This is a genomic window from Streptosporangium sp. NPDC049644, from assembly GCF_040675205.1.
GTDB lineage: Bacteria > Actinomycetota > Actinomycetes > Streptosporangiales > Streptosporangiaceae > Streptosporangium > Streptosporangium fukuiense.
Map to the genome: position 1 here is coordinate 1 of NZ_JBFAOJ010000049.1, position 18,092 is coordinate 18,092.

General features: G+C 66.8%; 15 protein-coding genes and 1 pseudogene. 1 reads left to right on the forward strand and 15 read right to left on the reverse strand.

Annotation, left to right across the window (positions count from 1 at the left end; translation table 11 throughout):
• Window positions 1-106: 106 nt before the first annotated feature.
• The 12 genes from AB0J58_RS25405 to AB0J58_RS25460 all read right to left on the reverse strand — a co-directional run bounded on the left by AB0J58_RS25405 (window position 107) and on the right by AB0J58_RS25460 (window position 14,827).
• On the reverse strand, window positions 107-1,225 hold the full coding sequence (locus tag AB0J58_RS25405) for a DUF2855 family protein (RefSeq protein ID WP_364219654.1): 1,119 nt from the start codon (window positions 1,223-1,225) through the stop codon (window positions 107-109).
• A 40-nt stretch (window positions 1,226-1,265) separates the two neighbouring features.
• Window positions 1,266-2,255, reverse strand: a complete 990-nt coding sequence (locus AB0J58_RS25410) for a phosphotransferase family protein (RefSeq protein ID WP_364219657.1) — start codon at window positions 2,253-2,255, stop codon at window positions 1,266-1,268.
• A 23-nt stretch (window positions 2,256-2,278) separates the two neighbouring features.
• A complete protein-coding gene (locus tag AB0J58_RS25415; protein ID WP_364219660.1) occupies window positions 2,279-3,502 on the reverse strand; it encodes an acyl-CoA dehydrogenase family protein in 1,224 nt (407 codons plus the stop codon).
• Window positions 3,486-4,214: an HAD family phosphatase gene (locus AB0J58_RS25420; protein WP_364219663.1), complete on the reverse strand. Its 729-nt coding sequence runs from the start codon at window positions 4,212-4,214 to the stop codon at window positions 3,486-3,488. Before AB0J58_RS25420 ends, AB0J58_RS25415 begins: the two co-directional genes overlap by 17 nt.
• Before the next feature lie 303 nt (window positions 4,215-4,517).
• On the reverse strand, window positions 4,518-6,068 hold the full coding sequence (locus AB0J58_RS25425; protein ID WP_364219666.1) for an AMP-binding protein: 1,551 nt from the start codon (window positions 6,066-6,068) through the stop codon (window positions 4,518-4,520).
• A complete protein-coding gene (locus AB0J58_RS25430) occupies window positions 6,065-6,955 on the reverse strand; it encodes a formylglycine-generating enzyme family protein (RefSeq protein WP_364219669.1) in 891 nt (296 codons plus the stop codon). Before AB0J58_RS25430 ends, AB0J58_RS25425 begins: the two co-directional genes overlap by 4 nt.
• 178 nt (window positions 6,956-7,133) lie before the next feature.
• Window positions 7,134-9,455, reverse strand: a complete 2,322-nt coding sequence (locus tag AB0J58_RS25435; RefSeq protein WP_364219672.1) for an arylsulfatase — start codon at window positions 9,453-9,455, stop codon at window positions 7,134-7,136.
• Entirely contained in the window at window positions 9,452-10,462 is a 1,011-nt protein-coding gene (locus AB0J58_RS25440; RefSeq protein ID WP_364219675.1) for an ABC transporter ATP-binding protein, read from the reverse strand. Before AB0J58_RS25440 ends, AB0J58_RS25435 begins: the two co-directional genes overlap by 4 nt.
• Entirely contained in the window at window positions 10,459-11,442 is a 984-nt protein-coding gene (locus AB0J58_RS25445) for an ABC transporter ATP-binding protein (protein WP_364219677.1), read from the reverse strand. Before AB0J58_RS25445 ends, AB0J58_RS25440 begins: the two co-directional genes overlap by 4 nt.
• Window positions 11,439-12,296 (reverse strand): ABC transporter permease, encoded by an 858-nt coding sequence (locus tag AB0J58_RS25450; RefSeq protein ID WP_364219680.1) that lies wholly within the window; start codon window positions 12,294-12,296, stop codon window positions 11,439-11,441. Before AB0J58_RS25450 ends, AB0J58_RS25445 begins: the two co-directional genes overlap by 4 nt.
• A gap of 7 nt (window positions 12,297-12,303) precedes the next feature.
• Window positions 12,304-13,254, reverse strand: a complete 951-nt coding sequence (locus AB0J58_RS25455) for an ABC transporter permease (protein WP_061259932.1) — start codon at window positions 13,252-13,254, stop codon at window positions 12,304-12,306.
• A gap of 25 nt (window positions 13,255-13,279) precedes the next feature.
• Window positions 13,280-14,827: an ABC transporter substrate-binding protein gene (locus AB0J58_RS25460; RefSeq protein WP_364219684.1), complete on the reverse strand. Its 1,548-nt coding sequence runs from the start codon at window positions 14,825-14,827 to the stop codon at window positions 13,280-13,282.
• 456 nt (window positions 14,828-15,283) lie between these two features.
• Between AB0J58_RS25460 and AB0J58_RS25465 the strand changes: the two genes are divergently transcribed.
• Window positions 15,284-16,495, forward strand: a complete 1,212-nt coding sequence (locus AB0J58_RS25465; RefSeq protein WP_364219687.1) for an IS110 family transposase — start codon at window positions 15,284-15,286, stop codon at window positions 16,493-16,495.
• A gap of 429 nt (window positions 16,496-16,924) precedes the next feature.
• Here the strand turns inward: AB0J58_RS25465 and AB0J58_RS25470 are convergent, their stop codons facing one another.
• From AB0J58_RS25470 to AB0J58_RS25480, 3 genes and pseudogenes are all read right to left on the reverse strand, one after another.
• Window positions 16,925-17,548, reverse strand: a complete 624-nt coding sequence (locus AB0J58_RS25470) for a DUF6461 domain-containing protein (protein WP_364219690.1) — start codon at window positions 17,546-17,548, stop codon at window positions 16,925-16,927.
• A 42-nt stretch (window positions 17,549-17,590) separates the two neighbouring features.
• Window positions 17,591-17,734 (reverse strand): annotated as a pseudogene (locus AB0J58_RS25475) (IS5/IS1182 family transposase); the annotation flags it as partial.
• A 124-nt stretch (window positions 17,735-17,858) separates the two neighbouring features.
• Window positions 17,859-18,035 (reverse strand): hypothetical protein, encoded by a 177-nt coding sequence (locus AB0J58_RS25480; RefSeq protein ID WP_364219693.1) that lies wholly within the window; start codon window positions 18,033-18,035, stop codon window positions 17,859-17,861.
• Window positions 18,036-18,092: the final 57 nt, after the last annotated feature.

Sequence of the window (18,092 nt, forward strand, 5' to 3'; positions counted from 1 at the left end):
CGAGATCCGGGATCTCGTCCACGCCGCGCTCGGACTCGGGCTCGTGAGCGGGCATACCTCGTACACTAATGGCGACGGCCCTCGCCATCCGAGCCAAACGCCAGCTTCACTCGCCGGCTCCGGTGGGTTGAATCTCGAAGATGTGACCCACGGCCGGATCCACGGTCCCGTCGTGCAGTTGGGCGATAACACTGGGGGCGTCGACCAGGCCGCGGTGCTCCTCAAGACGCATCCACGGGTTGCGGATGTCAGCGACACGCTCGGTGAAGCTGAGCTCGTCACGCTCGTATTGCGCCATGAAGGCGCGCGCCTGCCCGGCCGCCTTGTACGCGTCCAGTTGCGTGGCGGCGAAGAAGAACTCCGGTTGGGGACCGGGAAGGTTCTCGTCGGGCGCAGCGGGGTCGGGCAGCTGCACACCTTGGGTCGAACCGACAAGGCAGTCGTAGACGAGGCTGTCGCCGAAATGCTCATGGACCCGACGTCGTAGCTCCGGATCCGCCGCCAAGTCGACGTAGAGGGTCGGTACGTCGCGGTCGACGGAAGCGAGATCCCCGTACTCGGCGATCCGCTCGTAGCAGCCGAGCTGCCTCACGAAGTCGCCATTGCGCGCTGAGGTCAGGCCGATCTTCACCACCGAGGCGTCGCCGGCGATGCAGTGGGCGATGCCGTAGGCCGTCTTGCTCGAGGCGCTGGAGATGACGATCTGGCCGGCACCGAAGTAGTTCCGTTCGCGCAGAAAGTCCGCGGCCGTGTATGAGGTGATGAAGAGCGGACGGAAGATGGACACGAAGCTGTCCGACCGGGCCGAGGCGGCTTCAGCCTTGATTTCGTAGACGTTGTAGACCTTGGGAGTCCCGGTTCGATGCGCAGCCGCGTCGACAAAGCTGCGTGTGGTGATCGCGGTCGGCCGCATGACGAGCTCGTTCGACAGCGGGAAGTAGCCGAAGACACGCGTGCCTTCGACGATCTGGTCCACGCGTGATTCCGTGACGTGCGCGAATCCCCATGCCGGCATGCATCCGTGGTCGGTGTCCGCGGCTGGGAAAAGGTTCCAATAGCCGAGCGCGTCGCCGAACACCGCATAACTCATGTTGTTCGTGGTCAGGGCCACGCGCTCGATCTCGACCCGGACCCACCCCTTCTCGAGTTCTGGCCGGGGAAGGCTCACGATCCGAGCGACGCCAAGGTCGCTCTTGAGGGACTCGACGCGTACGACATCCGACATGACAGATGCCCTTCTGGTGGAGATGGTCGTGGGAGGTGCTTCAGAGGTCTTCGCTCAGTGCAACGTGTGCGTGGGCGACCAACTGGTCGACCGCCTCGGCCGGGATCATCCCGACGGCGGTGAGGTTGCGCGGATCGTCGAGCTGGCGTCGCCGTATCCCCTCGAGGATGATTGCGAGCTTCCATAGTCCGAGCCCATGCCAGAAGGGGACGGAGGTGACATCTCGCCCGGACACCTGCGCGTAGTGCTCGACGAGTTCGTTCCGGGAGGCGAAGCCCTCGACCGTCGAGACGGCGGAACGAATCGTCGGCGGGTCACCGGCCTGGGGCCAATAGGCCAGGAGCGTCCCGAGGTCGGCGAGCGGGTCACCGAGAGTGGCCAGCTCCCAGTCGAGAATGGCTCGCACCCGTGCACCGACGGGATCGACGATGACATTGCTCAGGTGGCTGTCACCGTGGACGAGAGTGACCTCGCCCGGCTCGGGCTCGTGCTCATGCAGTCTCGTGGTGAGACGGTCCAGGTCGGCCAGGTCCCGCGTGCGCGAGAGCTCCCACTGGCCCGCCCACCGCTTGAGCTGCCGGGCCGCGTAGGGCTTGTGGCTCGCGAGGTCGGCCAGGCCCACCCGCTCGAGGTCGGTGGCATGGATGCGGGTGAGGGTATCGCCGAGGGAGAGGCCGAGGGCGTGCCGGGCAGCCGGCGCCAAGCCCTCAGCGTCGCTGCGGTCCTCGAGGACGAGCCCGTCGACGAAGGAGACGACGAGCACCGGCCGGTCGGCGACCGCCGGGTCCTCGCACAGGTCGTGCACGACCGGAAGGGGGACGTCGCCCGCCTGCAGCGCCGAGAGGATCCGGTGCTCCCGCGCTACGTCGTGGGCGGAGGCGAGCAGCTGCCCCATCGGGGGGCGTCGCAGGACCAGGCGCGATCCCTTCGCGTCCGTGACGAGGTAGGTGAGGTTGGACTGGCCCAGTCCGACCCTCTCGTAGGCCAGCGGAGGCGTGAGGTCGACGCGCTCGGTGATCCATGCGGTCATCGCCGCCGTGTTGATGCCCTCGATCACTTCTGCCTGCCCTGCTCCGAGCTGCGCCGACGATACTCGCGGCGGGCGATCGTCACCTTGTGCACCTCGTCGGGGCCGTCGGCCAGCCGCAGGGTGCGCATGTGGGCGTACCACATGGCCAACGGGAAGTCGTCGCTCACGCCCCCGCCGCCGTGCACCTGGATGGCGCGGTCGATGACCTTGAGCGCGACATTGGGTGCGGCCACCTTGATCGCCGCGATCTCGGTGCGGGCGACCTTGTTGCCCACGGTGTCCATCATGTGCGCGGCTTTGAGGGTGAGCAGGCGCGCCATCTCGATCTCGATGCGCGCCTCGGCGACCCAGTCCATGATGTTGGACCGGTTGGCGACGGGCTCACCGAAGGTCACCCGGGACTGGGCCCGGTCGATCATCAGGTCGAGGGCGCGCTCGGCGACGCCGATGGCGCGCATGCAGTGGTGGATGCGCCCCGGTCCGAGGCGGGCCTGGCTGATCATGAAGCCGTCCCCCTCCCCGGCGAGGAGCGCGGTGACGGGCACGCGCACGTCGGTGAAGGTGACCTCGGCGTGGCCCTCGCGGTCCATGTAGCCGAAGACCGGCAGGCCGCGCTCGACCTTGACGCCCGGAGCGTCGATGGGGACGACCATCATCGACTGCTGACGGTGGGTCAGGGCGTCCGGATCGGTCTTGCCCATGACGATGAGGACCTTGCAGTTCTTGTGCAGCGCGTTGGAGGTCCACCACTTGCGGCCGTTGATGACGTACTCGTCACCATCGCGCTCCATGCGCGTCTCGACATTGGTGGCGTCGGAGCTCGCGACGGTCGGCTCGGTCATGGCGAAGGCGGAGGCCATCTCGCCCGCGAGCAGCGGCTTCAGGTACTTCTCCTTGTGCTCGTCGGTGCCGAAGAGCGTGAGCACCTCCATGTTGCCCGTGTCGGGCGCATTGCAGTTGACGGCCTCGGGTGCGATCTCGATGCTGCGACCGGTGATCTCGGCGAGGTGGGCGTACTCGAGGTTGGTCAGGCCGGGACCCCACTCGGGGTGCGGGTGGAAGAGGTTCCACAGACCGCGGACGCGCGCCTCCGTCTTGAGGTCCTCGAGGACCTGTGGGTGGTGGTTAGCGTCGCCGGACGCGCGCATCTGCTCGCGATAGACGCTCTCCGCGGGGTAGACGTGCTCGTCCATGAAGGCGAGCATGCGGTCGCGGTAGTGCTGTCCGCGTTCACTGAGTTCGAACATCGCGTCGTCCTTGGTTCGTAGGAGGAAAGGGGGGGCAACGGGAGGCGGTCGTGGGGGCGGGAAGGGAGAGCGCCTCGCGGATGCGGGGCAGGGACTCGTCGGCGGTGCGGTGCAGGATCCCCCGGATGCCCAGGCGGGCGGCACCCACGAGGTTGTGCTCGAGGTCGTCGACGAGCACGCACTCGCGCGGGTCGACGCCGAGCCGCGCGCAGGCGATGCGGTAGATCTCGCGAGAGGGCTTGCGCACGCCCACCTGCCCGGAGATGACGGTGACGTCGAACAGCTCGTCGAGGTCGACGCGGGCGTAGCAGTCGCGGCCCAGGGAGTTGGAGACAAGCGCAACGGGGATCCTCGCGGCCCGCGCCTCCCGGACGAGGTCGACCATCGGCTCGTCGAGATCGAGATGCGTGGCGAGACCGGCGAGGAGGCCCCGCGGCTCGACCCGACCGCCGGACTCGACGAGCGCGGCGGCGAAGGCGTCCTCGAAGCCTTCGTCGTCAAGCCGGCCCCTCTCGTGCGCGACGAGCGCGGCGCGGGCCCCTGCGTGGGTGGCGAGCACCCGCAGCGCATCGTCGGGATCGAGGCCGGCGCCCGCGCCGAGCGCCCGGAAGGCGCGCGCGATCGGGACGGTGAGCACTCCCCCGAAGTCGATGAGGAGGGCGCCTACGGGGGGTGCCACGGCCTCAGTCGGGTCGGGCGATGTCGTCGTCATGAACTGGCTCCTCTGAACAGCGGGCACACACAGATATACTTGAACACAAATTCAGATTCAAGTCGTTGCTCTCCCCAATCCACATTTCTTCGGGACGTGCGCACTCTTCTCGGTCAAGCCCGCGCTGGACCCGCATCCACACGCCCCACTCGGTCACCGCGGCGTGCGCCGGCGTCGGTCGGCCTCATCGACCTCGACCACCCGCAGGTAGCCGGCACAGCCGCCGAGATCCGACGGGAGCGCCACCCATCCGACAGTCCCCGCCTGCGTAGCCGAGCTCGATGCGACGTCTTGTGAGGTTGGTCAGGACGTGGTGATCGTGGCGTCGGCGGCCACCGGCGAGCGGGGCGGGCGGACTCCGCCGCGGAGCAGGTCGTCGCGGCTGATCTCGCGCTTGAGGATCTTCCCGGTCGCGCCCTTGGGCAGCGCCGGCACGACCTGGTAGACCCGCGGCACCTTGTAGGCCGCGAGCTGCTCGGACAGCCAGGTGCGGAGCTCGCCAAGGTCGATGTCCTGCCCGGCGCGCGGCACGACGATGGCGGCGACCTCCTCTCCGAGGCGCTCGTCCGGCAGGCCGACGACCGCGGCCTCGAGGATCGCGGAGTGGGTGTAGAGGACCTCCTCCACCTCGCGCGGGTAGACGTTGTAGCCGCCGCGGATGATCAGGTCCTTCATGCGGTCGACGATCCATAGGTGCCCGTCGGCATCCATGCGCCCCAGGTCGCCGGTGAGGAACCACGGGCCGTGCGTCACGGCCGCGGTGGCGTCGGGACGCTGCCAGTACTCACGCATCACGCACGGGCCGTCGATCGCGACCTCGCCGACCTCGCCGACGGCCACGGGGTTGCGCTCGGGATCGAGGATAGTGATGAGCACGCCCGGCAGGCCGCGGCCGACACTGCCCTCCTTGCGCGCGCCGTCGATCTCGTTGAACGTCGCCGCGCCGGTGGTCTCGCTCAGGCCGTAACCGTCGAGCACGGTCGCACCGAACCGCTCACGGAACGCCCGAGCCACCTGCAGCGGCATCGCCGCGCCGCCCGAGCACGCCACCCGGAGGTCCGCGAAGTCCTCGACGCCCAGGTCGGTCTCGGCGTGGAGCATCTCGTTCCACATGGTCGGGACCCCCGCCAAGACCGTGAGGCGGTGGTTCGCGGCCATCTCCAGCAGCCGGGCCCCGTGGAAGGGCCGCAGCACCGAGAACGACCCGCCGGCGTTGTAGATGGAGGCCATCACCGCGGCCTGGCCGAACACGTGGAAGAGCGGCAGCGCGGTGCCCATCCGGTCGTCGCCGGTGAGAGGCAGCGCCTCGGTGAACATCTCGCCGGTCACCAGCAGGTTGTGATGGGTCAGCACCGCACCCTTGGGCCGGCCGGTGGTGCCGGAGGTGTAGAGCAGTACGGCGGCGTGCTCGGGTTCGACCTCGGCGGGGTCCGGCACCCCCGCTGCTGGCTCGCGTGGGTCGGCGTCGCCGGGCGCGAGGACCCACACCGGGATCCCGTTGCGCTCTGCGGCGCTCGTGATCGGCTCGGCCGTCTCGCTCCAGCCGACGGCCAGCGTGCAACCCGCGTCGTCGATGAAGTACCCCAGCTCGCGGGAAGTGCTGAGGGTGTTGACCGTGACCGCGGTGGCTCCGAGGGAGAGCACCGCGTAGTAGACGTGGACGAACTCGGCGCTGGTCGGCACGACTATGAGGACGCGGTCGCCGCGGCCGACCCCGCGATCGGTGAGCTCGTAGGCCGTCTTGGCGATGTCGTCGCGCAACTGGGCGTAAGTCCAGCTGCGCTGAGCCTCCCTGAGCGCGAGACTGTCGGGTGAGGTCATGGCGTGTCGCCAGATGTGAGTAGCAGCGTTCATGTTCGAACTCCTTGCGAGGGCGGACTTTGTGGACCCCTCGGCGTGTCCGCAGTCGAGGCGTCGTTGGCACACCTGAAGCCGACGTTCGCGGATGTCGAGTCCGGGAAGTTCGACGAGCGCGCAGAGACGCGGTACCGGTAGCAGTAGCTGTCGTGGCACAGGTAGGAGCCACCTCGGAACACCTTGCGGTCCCCTGCCGAGGGGCCTGGCGGGGCCGTGGTCGGCGAGTGCTGGTAGTAGTCAGGCTGGAACCAGTCGGCGCACCACTCCCAGACGTTCCCGACCATGTTGTAGAGCCCGTAGCCGTTGGGCCGGAACGACTTGGCTGGAGCAGTTGTCTCGTAGCCGTCCTCCGCCGTGTTCACGTGCGGGAAGTCGCCTTGGAAGATGTTGCACTGCCATCGAGCACCGGGCTTCAGGACGTCCCCCCATGGGAATCGCGAGGCGGACAGCCCACCTCGTGCGGCGTACTCCCACTCCGCCTCGGTGGGCAGCCGCTTCCCGGCCCAGATCGCGAACGCATGTGCGTCGTTCCACGTGACGTGAACAGCGGGATGGTTCGCCACCGCCACCGAACCGCGCCCTTGGGGATGCCTCCATGAGGCCCCCCTCACAGCGACCCACCAGGGGGCCTCGGCGAGACGGTGCAGGACATCCTGCGGATCTGCCCGAACCGCCGCGTGGAAGACCGCCGAGACTCCGAGATCCTCGGCGTCTGTGACATAGCCGGTGGACTTGACGAACGTCGCGAACTGACTGACCGTGACAGTGCTCTCGTCGAGGTAGAAGTCGTCCAGGACGACCTCGTGCACAGGAACCTCACCGTCAGCCACGTAGCCTTCGCCGTGCTCGTCCCCCATCCAGAACCGTCCACCGGGGATGAGCACCTGGCGGCGGTGGGAGCGAGGACCAGGCCGTACAGCGGGAGCACCGGCGCCCGATCGTCGCTCGACGACATCGCCGACCGCTGGGGCACAGCAGGCGGGTCGTCCCGAGTCGCTGTTCCGGTCGTTCATCGCACATGCCCCGAGAACTGGCCTCCCTGTGGATCCGTGCGGATCCCGCTCACTGAAGCGCCGCCTCGATCTGCGCGTTCACCGCGGGAGGCGTGGGTGCGGCGTCACCGCTGATCGAGATCCGCACCCAATGGATCTCCCCGGAGAACGAGCCGTCCGGCTCCCGGTAGTCATCGATCACAGGTGAACCCTCGAGGTCGCCACCGACGTCTGTGCTGCCGCTGGATCCGGTGTGGAACGGCACCGTCCGCTCGATGCGGCCGTTCGCGACCTCGTGGCCGTCCACGATGAGGCGGCCCGTTCCCCCCCGTCCGAAACCAGGCGCGTCGTCGCACTCGAACTCGTAGCGGACCTCGTGCACACCGGGCCCCAGCTGATCCTGGGCGCACACGTCGTAGCGTTCGCGGGCGAACCAGTTGTACGAGTACTGCGGAATGCCCTCGTTGAGCCACAGCGTCCATCCGCCGAACCGCCCGCCTTGCGAGAGGATGGCGCCCTCTCCACCGTCCTCACCGACAGTGATCGAGGCGTGGACGACATGCGACTTGTTCTTGACGTTGGGCACGGCCGCTTCGTGCAGCCGACGCATTCCCCGCCGCAGGACCATCTCTGTGCGTCCCTTGAGCAGGTCGGGGCGACCCGCGATGTCGGAGTTGAACCGCTCCACCCGGCGGTCGTCCAGCGGGAGCACATTGTTGGCCTTCGCCTCTCGCTCGAAGACCGCCTGCAGCTCCGCGAGCTTCTCCGGCATCTCCTCGGCGAGGTCGTGTGCCTGGCTCCAGTCCTCGGGGCTGTACAGCTCCCACCGATCCTCGGCGAGGGGGATCGCCTTAGAGTGATCCCACGGGGTCACGTGCTTGGTGCAGGCGGTCCAGCCCTCATGATAGATCCCACGGTTCCCGAACATCTCGAAGTACTGCGTGGTGTGCCGCTCCGCGGCCTGAGGGTCGTTGAACGAGTAGAGCATGCTGACGCCGTCGGTCCGCTGTTGAGTCGTGCCGTTCACGCTCTCGGGCAGCGGGAGCCCTGCTGCCTCCAGCACGGTAGGCATCACGTCGATGACATGGTGCCACTGTGTGCGCACCTCGCCTGTCTCCTTGATGCCTCGGGGCCAGTGGACGATGGTGCCGACTCTGGTGCCGCCCCAGTGCGAGGCGACCTGCTTGGTCCACTGGTACGGCGTGTTCGTGGCGTGCGCCCATCCGGCCGAGAAGTGATTGTAGGCGCGTGGCCCTCCGACCTCGTCCAGCATGTCGAGCATCGCGTCGGGGGAGTCGTGGATCCCGTTGAGGCTGGCGATCTCATTGAGGGTGCCGTGGATGCCGCCCTCGGCGGACGCGCCGTTGTCGCCCATGATGTAGATGAACAAGGTGTTGTCGAAGGCATCCACCTCCTTCACCGCCCGGACCAGCCGCCCGACCTGTGCATCCGTGTGCTCGGCGAAACCGGCGAACGCCTCCATCAGCCGAGCCGCGACCGTCCGCTCGTCGTCCGTCAGGTCCTTCCATGCGGGGATCTCGTCATGACGTGAGGTCAGCGGACAGTCGGGCGGGATGACTCCGAGCTCCCGCTGGTGCGCGACGATGCGCTCGCGCTCGGCGTCCCACCCTTCGTCGAACCGACCGCGGTACTTCTCGATCCACTCGCGGGGCACATGATGCGGAGCATGTGTCGCGCCGAACGAGAGATAGAGGAAGAACGGCTTCTGCGGCGCCAACACCTTCTGGGTCTGGACCCATTCGATCGACTTGTCCACGATGTCTTCACTGAAGTGGTAGCTCGCGTCCTTCGGCGGCGAGACCGGCGTGGTGCCGTCGTACAGCAGCGGGGCATATTGGTTGGCCTCCCCCGCGACGATGCCGTAGAACCGCTCGAACCCCTCACCGGTGGGCCAGCGGTCGAATGGTCCTACCGGGCTGATCTCCCACGGCGGTGTTTGGTGCATCTTGCCGAACGCCCCGGTGTTGTAGCCGTTCAGGCGGAGGACCTCGGCCAGGGTCGCGGCACTCCTCGGTCGCACTGAGGTGTAGCCAGGGACCGGCGTGGCGAGGTTGGTGATCGAGGCCATGTTGACGGCGTGATGGTTGCGACCCGTCATCAGAGCCTGACGGGTCGGACTGCAGAGAGCCGTGGTGTGGAATCGCGTGTACCGGAGCCCTGAGTCGGCCAGCTCCTCAGCAGTCGGTGAGTGGGAAGGTCCACCGAATGCCGATGTGGCACCGAAACCCATGTCGTCGATCAGCACGATCACCACGTTGGGAGCGCCCTCCGGTGCCGCAACCGACTCGAGGTTCAAGGCGCCAGAGCGAGCCGGGAGCTGTTGCAGCACCTCGTCCGGAATGGGGAGAACCGTGCGGTCGAACTTGGTCACTGGGATGTACTCCTTCTCGTCGGGCCGGCGACGCCTGTCGGAAAGTGGCAAGCAGCGGCGTGGCTGAGGGAAATCGGAGTCAGCTCGGGCTTCGTGGTTCTGCAGATGTCGCCCGCGCCCGGGCAACGCGGCGCGAACAGGCACCCAGCAGCAGGGTCGCCTTGGGACGCCTGGACTTCGATCGGGCGCCGAGTCGCCGAGCCGGGCTCCACACCAACCTCCAGGACCGAGTGCAACAAGAGGGAGGTGTAGTGGTGCTGGGGGTTCTGGAAGATCTGGTCGGACTCCCCCGTCTCGACGATCCGTCCCTTGTACATCACGGCCACCCGGTCACTGACGTGACGGACGACACCGAGGTCGTGGGAGATGAACAGCGTGGTGAGGGAGAGCTCCCGCTTCAGTTGGTCCAGCAGGTTGAGGATCTGGGCCTGCACCGACACATCGAGGGCAGAGACCGCCTCGTCACAGACGAGGAGCTCCGGGTCCGTGGTGAGCGCCCGGGCGATCCCGACGCGCTGAGCCTGTCCCCCTGAGAGCTGCCGGGCCGACCGGTCGCCGAACCGTGCCGGGTCGAGGCCGACCAGGTCCAAGAGCTCATCCACCCGCGTGCGGGCCTTGGAGCTGGTCCAGCGGGCCAGACGCAGCGGCTCGGCCACCACCTGCCGCACAGTCCACCGAGGATTGACAGAGTTGTAGGGGTCCTGGAAGACCAGCTGCATCGACGAGCGTGCTTCTCGCAGCGCACGGCCGCGGAGGGTGGTGAGCTCCGCACCGCTCAACGCGATGCTGCCTGCGGTCGGAGGCCTGATACCGAGGACGGCACGCGCAGTCGTTGACTTGCCGCACCCGCTCTCTCCCACGAGCCCCAATGTCTCCCCACGGAACACTGTGAACGAGACCCCGTCCACCGCGTGGAAGGCTCGCTTCCCATGGCCGTAGAGCTGTCGCAGGTCCTTGACCTGCAGGACCACCTCACCAAGCTCCTGGTGGCCCGCCCGGGCGCTCATCTCGACTCCTTCCCGACGGGGTGCCAGCACTCGAAGACGTGGTCCCCGGCAACCTCGCGCGTGGCTGGCTGCTGCTTGCACTGACTCGTGACGAATCGACACCGTGGGGCGAAGGCACATCCGCTGATACCAAGCGCGAGGTCCGGAGGACCGCCAGGGATCGTCCGCAACGCTCCCCTGCCTGCGCGTGCCGACGGCAAGGACTCCAGCAGGGCCTGCGTGTACGGCATCTCGACGTCTGCGAACAGCTCGGCTGCCGGTGCTCGCTCCACCACCCGTCCGGCGTACATGACCGCGACATCGTCGGCGTAGTGGGCCGCGACGCCCATGTCGTGGGTGATGAGCAGCACGGACATGCCACGGGAGCGCTGAAGGCTCCGGAGCAGATCGAGGATCTGGACCTGGGTCGTCACGTCGAGCGCCGTCGTCGGTTCATCCGCCACAAGCACCTCCGGCTCGGCGGAGAGGGCCATGGCGATCGCGACCCGCTGACGCATCCCTCCCGAGAGCTCGTGCGGATACTTCTTCGCGACACGTGCCGCGTCAGGCAGCTTGACCGAGTCCAGGTGTTCCAGCACCTTGGACCGCACGGCTGAAGGACGGCGCTCGGGAAAGTGGATCTTGATGGCCTCACCGACCTGGTCGCCGATGCGTCTCGTGGGATTGAGCGCTCTGCTCGGGTCCTGGAAGATCATCGCGATCCTCCGTCCCCTGATGCTCCGCATGGCCGACTCGGACTTGCCCAGAAGCTCCTCCTGGTGCAACCGCATCGATCCCGGACCGATGCGCGCACTATGAGCCGGGAGCAGCCCCATCAGTGCGCGACCAGTGACCGACTTGCCCGACCCGGACTCTCCGATGAGGCACACCATCCGGCCGGCGCGCACCTCGAGGCTCACCCCACGCAGTGCCCGAACCTCCCCCCGCGGAGTCGAGAAGGTCACGTGCAGGTCCTCGATCGCGACCACCACGTCACTCATGCGGCGCCCACCTTCCGGTCGGCGCGCGTGCGCAGTCCCTCTCCCACGAGGTTCAGGTTGAGAACGGTCAGGAACAACAGGATCGCGGGCACGAAAGCAACGTGGGAGGCCATCGCCAGCTCGGTCTTGCCGTCCGCGAGCATGTTGCCCCACGTCGACTGCGGAGGACGCACACCCAGACCCAGGAACGACAGGCTCGACTCGATGACGATCGCGGTGCCTGTCGCCAGGAGGCCGTAGGCCAACAGGGACTGGAGCACCAGAGGAACGATGTGTCGTCTGAGCGTGTAACGCACGTTGGCTCCCGCCAAGGACGCAGCGACGACGAAGTCACTGTTGCGGATCTTGATGGCGTTGGCGCGAGCCAGTCGAACGTAGGCGGGAACGGTGTGACAGCAGATCGCCAGCACGATGTTCCGCACGCTCGGGCCGAGGAATGTCGCGATCGCGAGTGCCAGGATCAGCGAGGGGAACGCCAAGAAGATCTCCGTGAGCCTGCTGATGACCGCGTCCACCTTCCCACCGAGGAAGCCGGCAGTCACTCCGAGCAGGCCCCCGACGATGAACCCGATCGCAACGGCGGAGAACCCGACGAGCAGTGAGACCCGTCCGCCGTCGAGCGCTCGGGAGAGGACGTCCCTCCCCAGACCGTCGGTCCCCAGCAGGTGACCCGGGCTCAGCGGAGCGAGGCGTGCATCAGCGAGCGTCTGGCGATCAGGGTCCGGGAGATTGAACAAGAAGGGGCCGAGAACGACGGCAAGGACAAGAAGTACCAGCGCTCCCGACGGCACGAGCATCGCACGGTTCTGGGCAAGCATCGCGAAGACGCCGGTGGATCGTGCCGGCATCGCCATCGTGGTGTCACCCATGCTGCCTCACTCGCGGGTCGATGAATCGGTAGAGGAGGTCGACCAGCGCATTGATCAGCACGAAGGAGACCGCAATGAACATCACGATTCCCTGAACGGTCGTGGCGTCTCGCTGGTAGATCGAGGTCACCAGCAACTCGCCCAGTCCTGGCAGAGCGAACAGGTGCTCCACGATCACGGCGCCACCGAGCAGCACGCCGAACTGGAGGCCGACGATCGTCACGAACGGCAGGAGCGAGTTGCGCAGGACGTGCCTGATCATCACCGACCGCATGGGCGCCCCCTTGGCCCGAGCCACGAGGGGGTACTCCTCGTCACTCAACTGGGCCACGAGATCCGACCTGAGGACTCGCATAAAGACGGCTGCCTCGACGAACAGCAATGACGCCACCGGCATGACCAGCGTCTGCACATGGGCCACAAGCCCCTCCGACCATGAGTTCCATCCCGTCGCCGGCAGCCAGCCCAGCTTCACGGAGAAGACGTAGATGAGCACGATTCCTGCCAAGAACGGCGGCGCCGCGATGCCGGCGTAGGCGCCCATGCTCAAGACCTTGTCCTGCCACCTGTTCCGGAAACGAGCAGCCACCAACGCAGTCGGGATGGCCAGCAGAACCGCGGCCGACAGGGTCGCGACAGCCAACTCCAACGTGACCGGCAGGCGGAGCCGGATCAACTCGGTCACCGGGTAGCCCAGCGTGAGCGAATCCCCCAGATCGCCTCGCACAGCGCTCGAGAGCCACTCCCAATACCGAGAAAGCAGCGGGGCATCCAGGCCGAGCTCGGCTCGCAACGCCGCCTTGGCCTCGGGGCTGGCCCCCTCCCCGAGGACCGTCGTCGTGACGTCTCCGGGGAGGAGGTGGAGGACCACGAAGGAGACGACCGTGACTCCGAACACCACAATGATCAGCTGGCCAGCTCTCAGAACGAGATAGCGCACCATGTGCCCTCCAGGTCAGCTCGGGATGTCACTGGGTCACGTAGGCATCGCGCAACACGGTGCGGCCGTCAGGGGCGTCCGGGATGCCACCGACGTAGGAGCGCCACGCCTGGGGAAGGTCGTTGGAGAAGAGCCAGCACATCGGGGTCGCCTCCGCCAGCTTGTCCGAGATCTGGGTATAGATCTCCTTGCGTCGAGACTCGTCCGTCGCCTGACGCCCCTCGGCGACGAGCCTTCCGACCTCCGGGTCCGCATAGCCGGTGGTGTTGAGGAACGCGCCCTCAACGAAGAAGTTCGCGACGTTGCGATCTGGCTCGACATCGCCCTGGTAGCGATACGGCATCGCCTCGTACTCCCGACTCGTCGCCCGCTCGATGGCCGTCGTCGACTCAACTGCCTCGCCCGTGACGTCGATCCCGGCGGCTTGCCACTGCGCCATGATGGCGTCCCCTAGAGACTTGTAGACGGACGCGATGGTCAGCGTGACATCGAGTCCTCCAAGTTCCTCGACCAGCTTCTTGGCGCGGTCGAGGTCGTAGGACACATGCCCCTCGGGAGTCTCCGCAGGGCCGAAGGGATGCTCCGGCCCGAACGGCGAACTGATGTCGGTCCGGTAGACCCCGAGATACACGGCCTGATTGATCGCGTCAGCGTCAGTGGCGGCACACACCGCCTCACGTGCTCGGACATCGTCGAACGGAGCGCGCGTGTTGTTCAGCGAGATCAGGCTGTTGCCGAAGCCCGACGGATGGCTGATCACGACGGAATTGTTGGCCTTGGCGCTCTTGATGCTCTTCGGGTCGATGTTGTGGATGACGTCCACGGCGCCCGACGTGAGGCTTGCGTACCGCGCCTGCGCGTCAGGAATGAACTTCAAGGTCACCTTGTCGAGGTAGGGCCGCGCGGGGTCGTAGTAGTCGTCGAACCGCTCCAGCTGCAGCTCGTCGCCCGGGTTCTCGCGCACGAACTTGAAGGGCCCAGCACCCACCGGATTCTGGTCGATCTTGTCGCCGTACTTCTTCAGAGCGGTCGGCGAGACGATCCCGGACGCCACGCCGCCGAGCCCGAGCCGGAGAAAGGCGACGTCCGGGCGCTTCATGTTGATCTGGACGGTGCGGCCATCGACCACCTCGACGGTGTCCACAGATGCGAAGTAGACCGCGCTGGTGGAGGGCGCCTTGGGATCCCGGACACGGTCGAGACTGACCTTGACAGCCTCCGCGTCGACAGGGGTTCCGTCGTGGAACGTGGTGCCAGGACGCATCTTGACCGTATAGCGCCGGCCGTCGTCGGACATCTCGACGGACTCCGCGAGCCCGGGCTCAACAGTGCCGTCGGGGCGGGCGTACACGAGCCTGTCATAGATCGCCTGACTCGCGGTCCAACTGCTGAGAGTGGTGGCATCGTTCGGATCAGTCGTCCAGGCGATCTCGGTGGCCACCGTCAGCGCGCCGCCCTGCTGCGCCTCCCCGCTCGGGGTCCGGTCGGCACTGTCGGCTTCTCCACCGCATGCGGCGAGTGCCAGTGAACCCGCGACGACGAGCGGCGCGAGGCGATGCTTGGGATTTCTCAACATGGGGTTCCTTCCGGGGCACCTGTGGGGTGCAGCTAAGACTGATGCCGAGCCCTCACCATGTGTCGTGGGCCACCGGGCTCAAACATGAACTCATATTCAAGTACGGACGTCAAGGGCTGCTCGCGGTTGTCTCGGATTCGAGAGACTCGTATTGAATCCGGACTCAAGTGCGTCTAGCGTCACATACCCCTCAACTTCACCGGAGTCCCCGTTACCTTTTTGATCGTCCCCGATGAGAGTCGGGGAGCCAGGTCACCTGGCCCGGCATGACTGATTGCCCCTGTCGTTTCGATGATCCGGGGGGTGTTGTCACCGGGCCCGGTGGCGTCGGTGGACCGCTAATAGGGACGAGGCGCTGTCTTGTGACGAAGAAGATCGTCTCGCCGTAACGTGGATGCCGGCTGCCGTCGCCAGATCTGTGACCAGGCCAAACACTCCCCGAACCGGAGCATCGGCATGAGCATCGACTATGCGGTGTTTGTCGGCTTAGACGTGGGCAAGGGCGAACATCACGCCTGCGCCCTAGACCCTCGTGGCAAGAAACTCCACGATAGGCCCCTGCCCACCGACGAGCAGCGCCTGCGCGCGCTGTTCGGCAAGCTCAAGACCCACGGGCCAGTGCTCGTCGTGGTCGACCAACCCGCCTCCATCGGCGCGCTGCCCGTCGCTGTGGCTCGCGCCGAAGGCTGCCAGGTCGCCTACCTACCCGGCCTGACCATGCGCCGCCTGGCTGACCTGCACCCCGGCAACGCCAAGACCGACGCCCGTGACGCGTTCATCATCGCCGACGCCGCTCGCACCTTGCCGCACACGCTTCGACGTGTCGACGCCGGCGACGAAGCCCTCACCGAGCTGGAGGTTCTCGTCGGATTCGACGATGACCTGGCCGCCGAGGCGACCCGGGTGACCAACAGGATCCGCGGACTGCTTGTCACCATCCACCCGGCGCTGGAGCGTGCGCTTGGACCACGCCTGCACCATCCCGCCGCCCTGGAGCTCCTGGCACGCTTCGGCGGCCCGAACGGCCCGCGGGACGCCGGACGCGAGCAGTTCCTGACAGTCGCCCAGCCACTGGCTCCGCGCATGGCGGGCCGTATGGTCGACGACGTCCTGGTCGCGCTAGAAGCCCAGACAGTCGTCGTTCCCGGAACCAGCGCGGCCGAGACCGTCCTGCCGCGCCTGTCGCGATCGCTACGAAGCGTGCTCGACCAGCGCAAACAGGTCGCAGCCGAGGTAGAAGCGATGCTTGATGCCCACCCTCTCGCCAAGGTCCTGATCACCATGCCCGGGCTCGGGATCAGGACCACCGCACGGCTCCTACTGGAGATCGGCGACATCTCCGCCTTCGCCACCCCCGGGCACCTCGCCGCCTACGCCGGGCTCGCCCCGGTGACCCGCCGCTCCGGTTCTTCGATCAAGGGTGAACACCCGCCCAAAGGTGGCAACAAGGCGCTGAAACGGGCCATGTTCCTCGCCGCGTTCGCGTCCTTGTCCGACCCCGAAAGCAGGGAGTACTACGACAAGAAGCGCGCCGAGGGCAAGAAGCACAACGCCGCCCTGATCCGCCTCGCCCGTCGCCGTTCAGACGTCATCTACGCCATGCTCCGCGACCGCAAGCCCTACCAACCCCGCCGGAAGAACGGCACCCGAAAGCCCGTGGCCGCTTGACGAATCCCATAGGGACACCCCCCCGAGCCATGGTGGCCCGCAACCATTCCAGGCAGGCGCCCACGACGTCCCAGATGCTCTCGGCGGCGAGCGAGATCACCTGGGAGGACAGCTGGAAATCCCCTCCCCTCGCCCAATACCCACAGCTCCAACCACTGGCTCGCTCCTGCCACTTGTGACCCGGCCTCAACGCAGAAGCATCGTTGCTCGTCAGTCCACTGAGCCTTTTTCAACCTGAAGTCGCAGGTCACGGGCGCGGTGTGGTGTGCGGTACCTGATCGACAAATAAAGAAGCCCCTGGTAGAAGGAAGTTTTTCATGCTGATGGCCTGGTACGGCAGGCCCGTGGAGAACGGTGCCCCGGTGGAGCCTGCAGCGAAGTGATCCACCGGCCGCAGCCAACTTGCGGGGCGTGGACGGTGGGTTCTGCTCATCTCGATCCGGGAACGACTCCGCACAGGTAAGTGGACTCCTCCAGCAGTCGCGGCGTCATCGTGATCCCGGTGAGGCGCTCGGCCAGGAGGAACGCCGGCCCTTCGTGGGGTTCGGCGATCGGGTAGACGGGGGAGTCGATCCGCTCCAGGGTCTCTGCGAGTTCGTCCGGCATCTCCTCCGAGTAGCTTTCATGGTGCCTGAACATGAACTGGATCTTCCCGTCCTTGATCCAGTGGGAATAGCCTTCCTGGTACACGAACTCGAACCGGATCTTTCCGTCGTCGATCCAGTGGAAGTAGTCCATGCCATCGATGTCGAGGTAGAAGTGGGAGACGAGACGAGTGCCCGCTGACAGCGGCATAATGATCTCTTCGGTGACGCCAAGCCCGCCGTAGGCCTCGACGAGGAGCACCCAGTCTCCAACGGCGACGGCACCGAAGGTTTGCCGCCGGATCAGCTCGTCGAGCGTCACGCGAGAGCAGTCTTCAACCCGGACGCCGAGCCGGGTCACCACTTCCTCAGGCGTCAGGCCGCGGACGTAGGTGAAGCAGTAGGCATCGGCCAGGCCGGGGAAGCGCTCGGGGGAGAACCAGGAATAGTCGTCAGGAGTCGCGATCATCCCGTCATGCTCGCAGCACCCACCGACACAATAAGAGCCATTTCATCCTGAACAGCGGCCTTCTTCCACGAGCTGCAGCACAAGGATCGCCTGCACGAGCGCGGTCGCTCGATGCGGGCAACAGCGCAGCCTGGTCAGCACCTTCCAGCCCTTCAAGGTCGCGACGGCACGCTCACCGACGGCCCGGCTAGAGGAGACCGTGGACCTGGCCCGGCGTCGGCGCGTCGCGGAGACGCTTACCCCGCTCGTTGAAAAACTCGCGCCTCCGGTTTGAGCCTCACCGATGAACCGCTTGCCGGGGGGCCAACAACTACGACGCCCTGGAACGGCGGTGCGTCTCGATCCACTTTGTGGGGACCTTCAACGCGTTGAGGATGCCGGGGGCGGGCAGGTCCTCGATGTGCGGTGCGCCGCCCCGCTCGACCGGCAGTAGCAGCCACCTGGCCGCGGGCCTGGTGGTCACCTTGTCCGCCAGTCGTTCCAGCACGGCCAGCCGGTCGTAGTGGGCCAGCGGCGCCGCCTCGACGACCAGCAGCGGCTCCGG

Bases quoted from the DNA above. Each gene is read 5' to 3' on its own strand.
- AB0J58_RS25470 (WP_364219690.1), bottom strand. From the start codon at position 17,548: ATGATCGCGACTCCTGACGACTATTCCTGGTTCTCCCCCGAGCGCTTC.
- AB0J58_RS25425 (WP_364219666.1), bottom strand. From the start codon at position 6,068: ATGAACGCTGCTACTCACATCTGGCGACACGCCATGACCTCACCCGAC.
- AB0J58_RS25450 (WP_364219680.1), bottom strand. From the start codon at position 12,296: ATGGCGATGCCGGCACGATCCACCGGCGTCTTCGCGATGCTTGCCCAG.
- AB0J58_RS25440 (WP_364219675.1), bottom strand. From the start codon at position 10,462: ATGAGCGCCCGGGCGGGCCACCAGGAGCTTGGTGAGGTGGTCCTGCAG.
- AB0J58_RS25415 (WP_364219660.1), bottom strand. From the start codon at position 3,502: ATGTTCGAACTCAGTGAACGCGGACAGCACTACCGCGACCGCATGCTC.
- AB0J58_RS25455 (WP_061259932.1), bottom strand. From the start codon at position 13,254: ATGGTGCGCTATCTCGTTCTGAGAGCTGGCCAGCTGATCATTGTGGTG.
- AB0J58_RS25420 (WP_364219663.1), bottom strand. From the start codon at position 4,214: ATGACGACGACATCGCCCGACCCGACTGAGGCCGTGGCACCCCCCGTA.
- AB0J58_RS25445 (WP_364219677.1), bottom strand. From the start codon at position 11,442: ATGAGTGACGTGGTGGTCGCGATCGAGGACCTGCACGTGACCTTCTCG.
- AB0J58_RS25460 (WP_364219684.1), bottom strand. From the start codon at position 14,827: ATGTTGAGAAATCCCAAGCATCGCCTCGCGCCGCTCGTCGTCGCGGGT.
- AB0J58_RS25405 (WP_364219654.1), bottom strand. From the start codon at position 1,225: ATGTCGGATGTCGTACGCGTCGAGTCCCTCAAGAGCGACCTTGGCGTC.
- AB0J58_RS25465 (WP_364219687.1), top strand. From the start codon at position 15,284: ATGAGCATCGACTATGCGGTGTTTGTCGGCTTAGACGTGGGCAAGGGC.
- AB0J58_RS25410 (WP_364219657.1), bottom strand. From the start codon at position 2,255: ATGACCGCATGGATCACCGAGCGCGTCGACCTCACGCCTCCGCTGGCC.